The following is an 11241-nucleotide window of genomic DNA, read 5'->3' as shown; positions in this document are numbered from 1 at the left end:
CCGATAGCGGTGTATCAGTCACCAGATGCATCAACTGACAGACTGCTATCGGGGGCAAGCCCCCTCCCACATATGATCTTCAGCGGCCTTACTTGCTGGTGTCTTTAACCAGCTTGACGGCCAGCACATCACACGGCGCACCATGCAGCACATCATTGGCAGTAGAGCCCAGCAGCAACGCCAAACCATGGCGACCATGGCTGCCGACCACGATCAGGTCGCAGTTATGTTCCTTGGCCAGATGATGGATTTCCTGACGCGGTTGGCCGTAGGTGAGGTGGCACGATTCTTTGTTCAATTTAGGATATTTGAGGATCAACCGCTCAAGACGCTCCTTGGCCTGGTCAAATTGCTGTTGCTGCAACTGGGAAAGATCCATGGGCACGTCGCCGCCGAAGGCCATGGCCATCGGCTCAACGATATGCACCAGCGACAGCTTGGCGCCATTGGCGATTGACGATTCCTGCGCGCGCTTGATCACTGGATCGCACTCTTCGGTCAGGTCGACAGCGACCAGAATATGTGTGTAGGGCATGGGGCGTTCCTCCAGGGGGGCTGCAATAAGTTCAGTATGGCTGTTTTCAAGCGCAAGCGGTTGCGTCAGGTCAAATCCGCTCATCTAGAAATTGGGGAGTACACATATGACGGTCTGGATAGTGGTGTCAATCCTTGTTGTGGTGCTGAGCCCTCTGGCATGGCTGCGTCCCTCGCGCCATCAGAGCGGACGCATGGCCCTGCGCATGGAGGCGCGCCGCATCGGACTGGCCATGCAACTGGCGCCCCAGGAATGGCCGCACTGGCTCAAGCAAGAGCCGCCGAGCCCCTGCGCGCAGTACTGCCGGCCCCGACGCGGCAGCGCGCCGGCGCTCTGGAGTTACTGGCAGTTGGAGCCGGGGGTGTGGGTCAACCAATGGCGCGAGGCGTGCGTGGATGAGAAGTTATTGCCGTATTTTTCAACGCTGCCGGCCAACGTCTACAAGGTCGAGGCCGACAAGCAAATGATCGCCTTGTATTGGGGCGAGAAGGGCGATGCGAGTGTTTTGAAAAATATTGATGCGCTACTCAAAGCCCTGGCCTGATCATTGTAGGAGCAAGCTTGCTCGCGAAAAACCTGAGAGCGCCGCGTTAAACCTGAGTCACCTGCGTTAGGGTTGGCGATTTTCGCGAGCAAGCTCGCTCCTACAGAAAAACCCGAAGGCCGGCCAATAAAAAGCCCGACTCATCATCGGGCGGGAGCAGGCCAGGCAGGCCGGTAAATCCTCAAGTTGCCGTTAGCCTAGCCGTCTATCCCTTTCTGTACAGTCTTTTCCCACCTCTTTTGTATTATTGATCCTGTGAATATTCGAATATTGACGGGTTGCCATCCTGCGCTTCGGGTTCTGAACTGACTGGAAAGTCGCGCTTTTTCTAGCCTTTGGAGCGATTGACAATTGCCCGGAATTGGATGAAGGTGGCGTACCCAAATCAAACGGGCGTATGAATTGAGCGTTTGTCCTACAGACAGCTCGGACATAACCCCGACTATCGCACTGGCGGGTGTGCCTGGCGGATTGGCGTGAGCATTGATGCAGCTGTCAATGTCCAACCAGAGGCCAGCGTCCGGTGTGTACTGTTCAGCTTCCATATCGTGGAGATCAGTTGATGATTTACGAAGGTAAAGCCATCACGGTTAAGGCTCTTGAAAGTGGCATCGTCGAATTGAAATTCGACCTCAAGGGTGAGTCCGTCAACAAGTTCAACCGTCTAACCCTGAATGAATTGCGTCAGGCCGTAGACACCATCAAAGCAGATGCATCGATTAAAGGCGTGATCGTCTCCAGCGGCAAGGACGTGTTTATCGTCGGCGCTGACATCACCGAATTCGTCGACAACTTCAAGCTGCCCGATGCCGAGCTGGTGGCTGGCAACCTCGAAGCCAACAAGATTTTCAGCGATTTCGAAGACCTCAACGTACCTACCGTTGCCGCGATCAATGGCATCGCGTTGGGCGGCGGCCTGGAAATGTGCCTGGCGGCGGATTTCCGCGTCATGTCCGCGACCGCCAAGGTCGGCCTGCCGGAAGTCAAGCTGGGCATCTACCCAGGCTTCGGCGGCACCGTGCGCCTGCCGCGCCTGATCGGTGCCGACAACGCCATCGAATGGATTGCCTCCGGCAAGGAAAACCGTGCTGAAGACGCGCTGAAAGTCGGCGCCGTCGATGCTGTGGTCGCTCCGGACAAACTGGCCGAAGCCGCGCTGAACCTGGTCAAGGGCGCCATCAGCGGCGAATTTGACTACAAGGCCAAGCGTCAGCCGAAGCTGGAAAAACTCAAGCTCAACGCCATCGAACAGATGATGGCGTTCGAAACCGCCAAAGGTTTCGTGGCTGGCCAGGCCGGCCCGAACTACCCGGCGCCGGTCGAGGCGATCAAGACCATCCAGAAGGCCGCGAACTTCGGTCGCGACAAAGCTCTGGAAGTGGAAGCGGCAGGCTTCGTCAAACTGGCGAAAACCTCGGCGGCCCAGAGCCTGATCGGCCTGTTCCTGAACGATCAGGAGCTGAAGAAAAAGGCCAAGGCCTACGACGAAATCGCCCGCGACGTGAAACAGGCTGCCGTCCTCGGCGCCGGTATCATGGGTGGCGGTATCGCCTACCAGTCGGCGTCCAAAGGCACGCCTATCCTGATGAAAGACATCAACGAGCACGGTATTGAGCAGGGCCTGGCGGAAGCCGCCAAGCTGCTGGTGGGCCGCGTCGATAAAGGTCGCATGACCGCTGCGAAAATGGCTGAAGTGCTTAACGGCATTCGTCCTACGCTGTCCTACGGCGATTTCGGCCATGTCGACCTGGTGGTCGAAGCGGTTGTCGAGAACCCGAAGGTCAAGCAAGCCGTACTGGCCGAAGTCGAAGCCCAGGTCAAGGACGACACCATCCTGGCGTCCAACACCTCGACCATTTCCATCTCGCTGCTGGCCAAGGCCCTCAAGCGTCCGGAAAACTTCGTCGGCATGCACTTCTTCAACCCGGTGCACATGATGCCGCTGGTGGAAGTGATCCGTGGCGAGAAGTCCAGCGAGGAGGCGATTGCCACCACCGTTGCCTACGCCAAGAAAATGGGCAAGAACCCGATCGTGGTCAACGATTGCCCGGGCTTTTTGGTCAACCGCGTGCTGTTCCCGTACTTCGGCGGTTTCGCCAAGCTGGTCAGTGCCGGTGTGGACTTCGTGCGCATCGACAAGGTCATGGAAAAATTCGGCTGGCCCATGGGCCCGGCGTACCTGATGGACGTGGTCGGCATCGACACCGGCCACCACGGTCGCGACGTGATGGCTGAAGGCTTCCCGGACCGCATGAAAGACGACCGCCGCTCGGCGATCGACGCGCTGTACGAGGCCAAGCGCCTGGGCCAGAAGAACGGCAAAGGTTTCTACGCCTACGAGGCCGACAAGAAGGGCAAGCAGAAGAAGGTCGCCGACCCGTCGGTGCACGAAGTGCTGGCCCCGGTCATCTACGAACAGCGTGAGGTGTCGGACGAGGACATCATCAACTGGATGATGATCGCTCTGTGCCTGGAAACCGTGCGTTGCCTGGAAGACGGCATCGTTGAAACCGCCGCCGAAGCCGATATGGGCCTGGTGTACGGTATTGGTTTCCCTCCATTCCGTGGTGGCGCGTTGCGTTACATCGATTCGATCGGTGTGGCCGAGTTCGTTGCCCTGGCTGACAAATACGCTGATTTGGGCCCGCTGTACCACCCGACCGCGAAGCTGCGTGAAATGGCCAAGAACGGCCAGAGCTTCTTCGGTTAAGTGCCCAGACGACTAGAGCGAGAATATTTATGAGCTTGAATCCAAGAGACGTCGTGATTGTCGACTTCGGTCGCACGCCGATGGGCCGCTCCAAGGGCGGCATGCACCGCAACACCCGCGCCGAAGACATGTCGGCGCACCTGATCAGCAAACTGCTGGAACGCAACGTCAAGGTTGACCCGAACGAAGTCGAAGACGTGATCTGGGGCTGTGTCAACCAGACCCTGGAGCAGGGCTGGAACATCGCGCGCATGGCGTCGTTGATGACCCAGATCCCGCACACCGCGGCCGGCCAGACCGTGAGCCGCCTGTGCGGTTCGTCGATGAGCGCGCTGCACACCGCCGCGCAAGCGATCATGACCGGCAACGGCGATGTGTTCGTGGTCGGCGGCGTGGAGCACATGGGCCACGTGAGCATGATGCACGGCGTCGACCCTAACCCGCACATGTCGCTGTACGCGGCGAAAGCCTCGGGCATGATGGGCCTCACCGCGGAAATGCTCGGCAAAATGCACGGCATCACCCGTGAAGCCCAGGACGCGTTCGGCGTGCGTTCCCACCAGCTCGCCCACAAGGCGACCGTGGAAGGCAAGTTCAAGGATGAAATCATCCCGATGAACGGCTACGACGAGAACGGTTTCCTGAAGTTGTTCGACTACGACGAGACCATCCGTCCGGACACCACCCTGGAAAGCCTGGCGGCGCTCAAGCCTGCCTTCAATCCAAAGGGCGGCACCGTGACTGCCGGCACGTCGTCGCAAATCACCGATGGCGCTTCGTGCATGATCGTGATGTCGGCGCAGCGTGCCCAGGACCTGGGCATCCAGCCGCTGGCGGTGATTCGTTCGATGGCCGTAGCGGGTGTGGACCCGGCGATCATGGGCTATGGTCCAGTACCGGCCACGCAAAAAGCCTTGAAGCGCGCAGGCCTGACCATCTCCGATATCGACTTCTTCGAGCTCAACGAAGCTTTCGCCGCACAGGCCCTGCCGGTGCTGAAAGATCTGAAAGTACTCGACAAGATGAATGAGAAGGTTAACCTGCACGGCGGCGCGATTGCCCTGGGCCACCCATTTGGTTGCTCCGGCGCACGCATCTCCGGCACATTGCTCAACGTGATGAAGCAAAATGGCGGCAACCTTGGGGTTGCAACCATGTGCATTGGTCTCGGCCAAGGCATTTCCACCGTCTTCGAACGCGTCTAATTGTTCGCTTGATGGAAGCCGGGGCCCAGTGCCCCGGTTTTTGTTTTTTGGAATTTTTAATTTTTTTTCAACAAAATTTGTAAGAGGGCCAGAGCATGAAAGTCGAACCAGGGCTCTACCAGCATTATAAAGGTCCGCAGTACCGCGTTTTCAGTGTGGCGCGGCATTCCGAGACCGAAGAAGAAGTTGTGTTCTACCAAGCCCTGTATGGCGATTACGGCTTTTGGGTACGCCCCTTGAGCATGTTCCTGGAGACCGTCGAGGTTGACGGCGAGCAGGTCCCGCGCTTTGCTTTGGTGCAGCTTGAACCCAGTCTTTTTTCAGGGCAATAACGGCCAGTCGCGCAGAATGCTGCGCTTGACCTCACCTTGTTGCCACTATATATAGCGTTGCCGCGACAGGCGCCAACTGCCTTTCACTTCTCGAATTCAGGAATTTTCCGATCCATGGGCAAATCGCTGGTCATTGTGGAATCCCCGGCTAAGGCCAAGACCATCAACAAGTACTTGGGCAACGAGTACGTGGTGAAGTCGAGTATCGGCCATATCCGAGACCTGCCCACCAGCGGTTCGGCTAGCGCCAGCAAGGAGCCTGCCGCCAAGCGCGGCAAGGCGGCCGCGGGCGAAGGTCCGGTGCTCACTCCCAAAGAGAAAGCGCGCAAGCAGCTGGTTTCGCGCATGGGGGTGGACCCGGACCATGGCTGGAAGGCCAAGTACGAAATCCTTCCGGGCAAGGAAAAGGTCATCGAGGAGCTGCGCCGGCTCGCCAAGGATGCTGACACCATCTATCTCGCAACCGACTTGGACCGCGAGGGGGAAGCCATTGCCTGGCACCTGCGCGAAGCCATCGGCGGTGACGACAGCCGCTACAAGCGCGTGGTGTTCAACGAAATCACCAAGAAAGCCATCCAGGAAGCCTTCTCCAAGCCGGGCGAACTGGACATCGACCGTGTCAACGCCCAGCAGGCCCGGCGTTTCCTCGATCGCGTGGTGGGTTACATGGTCTCGCCGCTGCTGTGGGCGAAAATCGCCCGTGGCCTGTCCGCCGGCCGTGTGCAATCGGTCGCGGTCAAGCTGGTGGTGGAGCGTGAGCGTGAGATTCGTGCGTTCAACCCTGAAGAGTATTGGGAAGTCCACGCCGACCTCGGCACCGCCAAGGGCAACAACGTACGCTTTGAAGTGGCCCGCGAAAAAGGCGAGGCCTTCAAGCCGCTGAACGAAGCCCAAGCCATGGCCGCGCTGGAAAAGCTCAAGGCCTCCAGCTACAGCATCGTCAAGCGCGAAGACAAGCCGACCAGCAGCAAGCCGTCGGCACCGTTCATCACCTCCACCCTGCAACAGGCCGCGAGCAACCGCCTGGGCTTTGGCGTGAAGAAAACCATGATGATGGCCCAGCGTCTCTACGAGGCCGGCTACATCACCTACATGCGTACCGACTCCACCAACCTGTCGCAAGACGCGGTGGCGATGGCGCGTACTTATATTGAAAGCGAGTTCGGCAAGAAATACCTGCCGGAGAAGCCGAACGTCTACAGCAGCAAGGAAGGTGCGCAGGAGGCTCACGAAGCGATTCGTCCTTCCGACGCCAACACCGAGCCAAGCAAGCTCAGCGGCATGGAGCGCGACGCCGAGCGCCTCTACGAGCTGATCTGGCGCCAGTTCCTGGCCTGCCAGATGCTGCCGGCGCAATACCTGTCCACCACTGTGAGCGTGGGGGCGGGTGACTTTGAGCTGCGTGCCAAGGGCCGGATCCTCAAGTTCGACGGTTATACCCGCGTGATGCCGCAAATCGCCAAGCCTGGCGACGACGATGTGTTGCCGGATATGGCTCAGGGCGATACGTTGAAGTTGATCAAGCTTGATCCGTCCCAGCACTTCACCAAGCCGCCGGCGCGCTATTCGGAAGCCAGCCTGGTCAAGGAGATGGAGAAACGCGGTATTGGTCGTCCTTCGACCTATGCGGCGATCATCTCCACCATTCAGGACCGTGGCTACGTGGCGCTGCACAACCGTCGCTTCTATTCGGAAAAGATGGGCGACATCGTCACCGAGCGTCTGTCCGAGAGCTTCTCCAACCTGATGGACTACGGCTTCACCGCCGGCATGGAAGAGAACCTCGATGACGTGGCCCAGGGCGAACGCGACTGGAAGAGCGTGCTGGACGAGTTCTACGGCGACTTCAAGAAAAAACTCGAAGTGGCCGAGAGCCCTGAGAGCGGCATGCGTGCCAACCAGCCGGTAATGACCGACATTCCGTGCCTCACCTGCGGCCGGCCGATGCAGATTCGTACGGCCTCCACCGGCGTGTTCCTGGGGTGCTCGGGTTACAGCCTGCCGCCGAAAGAGCGCTGCAAGGCCACCGTCAACCTGGTGCCGGGCGATGAAATCGCCGCGGACGACGAGGGTGAATCGGAGTCGCTGGTACTGCGCGGCAAGCACCGTTGCCCGATCTGCAGCACGGCAATGGACGCCTATCTGCTGGACGAGAAGCACAAGCTGCACATCTGCGGCAACAACCCGGATTGCAACGGTTACGAGATCGAAGAGGGCACTTACCGCATCAAGGGCTACGAAGGTCCGAGCCTGGAGTGCGACAAGTGCGGCAGCGAGATGCAACTCAAGACCGGGCGTTTCGGCAAGTTCTTCGGTTGCACCAACCCGACCTGCAAGAACACTCGCAAGCTGCTCAAAAGCGGTGATGCGGCGCCGCCGAAGATGGATCCGGTGAAGATGCCTGAGCTCAAGTGCGAGAAGGTCAACGACACCTATATCCTGCGCGACGGCGCTTCGGGCCTGTTCCTGGCCGCCAGCCAGTTCCCGAAAAACCGCGAGACCCGTGCACCGCTGGTGATGGAGATCGTGCCGCACAAGGACGAGATCGATCCCAAGTACCACTTCCTGTGTGAAGCGCCGAAGAAGGACCCGGATGGTCGCCCAGCCGTGATCCGCTACAGCCGCAAGACCAAGGAGCAGTACGTGCAGACCGAAGTCGACGGCAAGCCTACCGGCTGGAAAGCGTTCTACGACGGCGGCAAGTGGAAGGTCGAGGACAAGCGTCAGGGCGCTTGATTGAGTAATCTGGGAAATACAAAGGCGGCCTTCATAGGCGGCCTTTTCTTGGTGTAGGAGCGAGCTTGCTCGCGAAGGTCATTAACGATGACGCGAGAAATCTGATACACAGTGGTGCTCTAAAGTTTTTCGCGGGCAAGCTCGCTCCTACAAGCCAGCATCAGGCCTAATTCGTTGTGGAGATTGCCGTCATGGCCAACGAACTCTATACCCGTACCAATCAGAAAATTTATTTTGCGGGTCTGTCCCTGGAAGCCCTTGGCCGTGCCGAGGAGGGGAAGGAGATGAATGCCATTGCGCTGGTCCAGGCGGGGCGTGAAGCCGCTTTGTTTCACCTCTACGGCGCCTTGCTTGGGCTATGTCATGAAATCGCCGGGTTCTATCGCCTGCCCCAGGCAGGTTCGCCGCGTGCTGAAATGATCATGACCCGGGAAGTATTGGAAACCATGGCCATCCCGGAATTGGCCGAGCTTGTGGAAATGGCCCAGAGCCCGGACAGTTGGGTAGCACGCCTGCTCAAGGCCCATGCCGACATGTTCCAGCCGCCCCGCGTTCCCCATGTACCCAAGGGGGATGTGACGCAGCCATTGATCGTGGCGGTTGCAGTGGATGCGGATGAACCCAAGCCTTTGAGCCGTGAAGAGCTGGAAAGCTGGCGGCAGGAGCTGAAAAAGCTGGCATTGCGCTTTCGCGAAGGCCTGACCGAGTGCTGAGCGGGCAAGCCTGCACGCGACAACACTGATATAATCCCGCGCTTTCGTGGAGAACAGACTTATATGCCAACGTCCTTTCTGGAAATTGTTGAACTGCCTGACGGCCGAATCGAGCTGCGCCGGGCTGAGGACGAAGGTTCTCTGGTCACCCTGGACTTCTCCGAAGACGCAAAAGCGTTCCTGCAAGGCCAGCATGTGGAAGTGGCTAAAGCCATGTTGAGCGTTGGGGTGCAAATGGCCGGTCGTCTGGCTGAAGGCGAGCCGGAAAAGGAAGATGGCCCAAGGGTTCTTCACTGAGCACGGTGTTACCCGCCATCCCTTATCCCAGTCGAATATTCAAGCTCTGCGCATCACCTATGTGTGCGGCACTGATCAACTGCTGCTTGGCCGTTGCGTTCAACGGGTTCAGCCAGCTCACCACCGTATGGCTACGGCCAAGGCGCAAGGCCTCACAGGTCAATTGTTGAGCACTTTGCGCGCCCCGTGGCTGCAGCAACAGAATCCGTTCACGGTTGAGGCCGGCATCCCGTAGCCAAGCCTGGGTCAGGCTGGCCGGCGGGGCGATCAGCGTCAACCAGCGCGCATCCTGCTCCTCACTGAGTTCGCGCAGAATCGGCGCCAGCAGGCTCAAGCAGCTCCCGGCAGCACCACGCAACGACAATTCACTGAATACCTCGGGTTCGCAGCTCCAGGGCGCTTCGACCGTTTCCTTGAGGATAGGCGCAAGGGGTTGAGCCATGAAGGCCTCGAACAGCGACAGTTGTGTGTGTTGTGGGGTGTGCACGAGCTGCATGACGTCTCCTTTAGCGGCGAATGACGCCGACACTCAAGCCTTCGATCACCAGGTCCTGGTCTTTGAGGTTCACTTCAATCGGCGCGAACTCCGGGTTTTCGGCCAGGAGCCAGACCTTGCTGCCTTCGCGCTTGAAGCGCTTGACGGTGACTTCATCGCCGATCCGGGCCACGACGATCTGGCCATTGCGGGCTTCGCGGGTGGTATGAACGGCCAGCAGGTCGCCGTCGAAAATGCCCACATCCTTCATGCTCATGCCGTGTACTCGCAGCAGGTAGTCGGCGCGAGGATGGAAGAAGGTCGGGTTGATGTTGCAGGACTCCTCGACGTGCTGTTGCGCCAGTATTGGCGCACCGGCGGCCACCCGACCAATGATCGGCAGTGTCGATTCATCGGCCTTGGCTTCGAAGCCAGGGATGCGAATACCGCGTGAAGCCCCAGGGGTCATCTCGATCGCGCCTTTGCGAGCGAGGGCCTTGAGGTGTTCTTCAGCAGCGTTGGGAGACTTGAAACCCAGTTCCAGCGCAATTTCGGCGCGTGTCGGTGGATAACCGTTGTCATCAAGGCAGCGCTTGATAAAAGCCAGAATCTCAGCTTGGCGTGGCGTCAGTTTTAGCATGTTGATCGCTCTGTCTTTTTATACAGTGACTGGGATTATATACAGTGAATCGCGCTTGGCAATCATCCTTTTTTGCGCCTCCGCTGGACGGTCATTCATCACCTGTACGGCGAGGCGCAGACAGCGCTGCCTACAGACCGTGGAGGATGTGATTAAATAGCAACGAAATAGATGACTGCCCGGCCGGAAAACGGACCCGCAGGCTTGACAAGACATACCCTGAAACGTATGTTTCAAACAAGTGTTTGTCAGGCGGAGTAGCCATGGCCCAGTCGGAAACCGTTGAACGCATTCTCGATGCTGCCGAGCAGTTGTTCGCGGAAAAAGGATTTGCTGAAACTTCATTGCGGCTGATCACCAGCAAGGCTGGGGTCAACCTCGCCGCCGTGAACTATCATTTCGGCTCAAAAAAGGCCCTGATCCAGGCGGTGTTCTCGCGCTTTCTGGGGCCGTTCTGCGCGAGCCTCGACCGTGAACTGGAACGTCGCCAGGCTAAAGCCGATCACAAGCCAAGCCTGGAAGAGCTGCTGGAAATCCTGGTTGAGCAAGCCCTGGTGGTTCAACCGCGCAGCGGCAATGACCTGTCTATCTTCATGCGCCTTCTGGGCCTGGCGTTCAGCCAGAGCCAGGGCCACTTGCGACGTTACCTGGAAGACATGTACGGCAAGGTGTTCCGTCGCTATATGTTGCTGGTCAATGAAGCTGCTCCACGAATTCCACCGATCGAACTGTTCTGGCGCGTGCACTTCATGCTCGGCGCCGCCGCCTTCAGCATGTCCGGGATCAAGGCATTGCGCGCGATAGCCGAGACCGATTTCGGCGTCAATACCTCCATCGAGCAGGTAATGCGCCTGATGGTGCCGTTCCTCGCCGCCGGCATGCGCGCCGAAACCGGTGTGACCGATCAGGCCATGGCCGTGGCCCAATTGCGCCCGCGCAGCAAATCCACACCCACCCTCGCGAAGGTTTGACCGCTGCGGGTGTGCGTGGCCGCTTGCATCCGCTAAGCTAGCCGCCATGCCGATTTCAGCTATTTACGCGCAACCCGTTGTGC

Annotated in this window: 11 protein-coding genes; 8 read left to right on the top strand and 3 right to left on the bottom strand. The window is 58.8% G+C overall.

Going from position 1 to position 11241, the window contains the following annotated elements:
* Positions 1 to 88: 88 nt before the first annotated feature.
* Positions 89 to 535, bottom strand: a complete 447-nt coding sequence (locus TU82_RS09695; protein WP_057722987.1) for a universal stress protein — start codon at positions 533 to 535, stop codon at positions 89 to 91.
* A gap of 106 nt (positions 536 to 641) precedes the next feature.
* On the opposite strand from TU82_RS09695, the gene TU82_RS09690 reads away from it, so the two are divergent.
* The 7 genes from TU82_RS09690 to TU82_RS09660 all read left to right on the top strand — a co-directional run bounded on the left by TU82_RS09690 (position 642) and on the right by TU82_RS09660 (position 9072).
* On the top strand, positions 642 to 1079 hold the full coding sequence (locus TU82_RS09690; RefSeq protein ID WP_057722986.1) for a hypothetical protein: 438 nt from the start codon (positions 642 to 644) through the stop codon (positions 1077 to 1079).
* Between the two features lie 562 nt (positions 1080 to 1641).
* Positions 1642 to 3789 carry a fatty acid oxidation complex subunit alpha FadB gene (fadB, locus tag TU82_RS09685; RefSeq protein WP_057722985.1) on the top strand — a complete coding sequence of 716 codons (2148 nt, stop codon included), beginning with the start codon at positions 1642 to 1644 and terminating at the stop codon, positions 3787 to 3789.
* 29 nt (positions 3790 to 3818) lie between these two features.
* Positions 3819 to 4994, top strand: coding sequence for an acetyl-CoA C-acyltransferase FadA (gene fadA, locus TU82_RS09680; protein WP_026136849.1), 1176 nt, complete (start codon positions 3819 to 3821; stop codon positions 4992 to 4994).
* A 95-nt stretch (positions 4995 to 5089) separates the two neighbouring features.
* The gene (locus TU82_RS09675) at positions 5090 to 5326 is read left to right on the top strand and encodes a DUF1653 domain-containing protein (protein ID WP_057722984.1); all 237 of its coding nucleotides are present in this window, start codon (positions 5090 to 5092) and stop codon (positions 5324 to 5326) included.
* Positions 5327 to 5440: 114 nt separating this feature from the next.
* Positions 5441 to 8062, top strand: coding sequence for a type I DNA topoisomerase (gene topA / locus TU82_RS09670; RefSeq protein WP_057722983.1), 2622 nt, complete (start codon positions 5441 to 5443; stop codon positions 8060 to 8062).
* Between the two features lie 191 nt (positions 8063 to 8253).
* Positions 8254 to 8775 (top strand): DUF6586 family protein, encoded by a 522-nt coding sequence (locus TU82_RS09665; RefSeq protein ID WP_057722982.1) that lies wholly within the window; start codon positions 8254 to 8256, stop codon positions 8773 to 8775.
* Between the two features lie 63 nt (positions 8776 to 8838).
* A complete protein-coding gene (locus tag TU82_RS09660; protein WP_057722981.1) occupies positions 8839 to 9072 on the top strand; it encodes a hypothetical protein in 234 nt (77 codons plus the stop codon).
* Positions 9073 to 9094: 22 nt separating this feature from the next.
* Here the strand turns inward: TU82_RS09660 and sulA are convergent, their stop codons facing one another.
* Positions 9095 to 9568 (bottom strand): SOS-induced cell division inhibitor SulA, encoded by a 474-nt coding sequence (gene sulA, locus TU82_RS09655; RefSeq protein ID WP_057722980.1) that lies wholly within the window; start codon positions 9566 to 9568, stop codon positions 9095 to 9097.
* A gap of 10 nt (positions 9569 to 9578) precedes the next feature.
* Positions 9579 to 10187, bottom strand: a complete 609-nt coding sequence (gene lexA / locus TU82_RS09650) for a transcriptional repressor LexA (protein WP_003172575.1) — start codon at positions 10185 to 10187, stop codon at positions 9579 to 9581.
* A gap of 263 nt (positions 10188 to 10450) precedes the next feature.
* Here lexA and TU82_RS09645 point away from each other — a divergent pair, with 263 nt between their 5' ends.
* On the top strand, positions 10451 to 11158 hold the full coding sequence (locus TU82_RS09645; RefSeq protein ID WP_057722979.1) for a TetR/AcrR family transcriptional regulator: 708 nt from the start codon (positions 10451 to 10453) through the stop codon (positions 11156 to 11158).
* Positions 11159 to 11241: the final 83 nt, after the last annotated feature.

It is taken from the genome of Pseudomonas orientalis, from assembly GCF_001439815.1.
In the GTDB taxonomy this organism is placed as follows: Bacteria; Pseudomonadota; Gammaproteobacteria; order Pseudomonadales; family Pseudomonadaceae; genus Aquipseudomonas; species Aquipseudomonas orientalis.
This window is presented reverse-complemented; position numbering and strand designations above follow the sequence as displayed.

Excerpts from the sequence above, each read along its gene's own strand:
- TU82_RS09695 (WP_057722987.1), bottom strand. The coding sequence starts at position 535 with ATGCCCTACACACATATTCTGGTCGCTGTCGACCTGACCGAAGAGTGC.
- TU82_RS09690 (WP_057722986.1), top strand. The coding sequence starts at position 642 with ATGACGGTCTGGATAGTGGTGTCAATCCTTGTTGTGGTGCTGAGCCCT.
- fadB (WP_057722985.1), top strand. The coding sequence starts at position 1,642 with ATGATTTACGAAGGTAAAGCCATCACGGTTAAGGCTCTTGAAAGTGGC.
- fadA (WP_026136849.1), top strand. The coding sequence starts at position 3,819 with ATGAGCTTGAATCCAAGAGACGTCGTGATTGTCGACTTCGGTCGCACG.
- TU82_RS09675 (WP_057722984.1), top strand. The coding sequence starts at position 5,090 with ATGAAAGTCGAACCAGGGCTCTACCAGCATTATAAAGGTCCGCAGTAC.
- topA (WP_057722983.1), top strand. The coding sequence starts at position 5,441 with ATGGGCAAATCGCTGGTCATTGTGGAATCCCCGGCTAAGGCCAAGACC.
- TU82_RS09665 (WP_057722982.1), top strand. The coding sequence starts at position 8,254 with ATGGCCAACGAACTCTATACCCGTACCAATCAGAAAATTTATTTTGCG.
- TU82_RS09660 (WP_057722981.1), top strand. The coding sequence starts at position 8,839 with ATGCCAACGTCCTTTCTGGAAATTGTTGAACTGCCTGACGGCCGAATC.
- sulA (WP_057722980.1), bottom strand. The coding sequence starts at position 9,568 with ATGCAGCTCGTGCACACCCCACAACACACACAACTGTCGCTGTTCGAG.
- lexA (WP_003172575.1), bottom strand. The coding sequence starts at position 10,187 with ATGCTAAAACTGACGCCACGCCAAGCTGAGATTCTGGCTTTTATCAAG.
- TU82_RS09645 (WP_057722979.1), top strand. The coding sequence starts at position 10,451 with ATGGCCCAGTCGGAAACCGTTGAACGCATTCTCGATGCTGCCGAGCAG.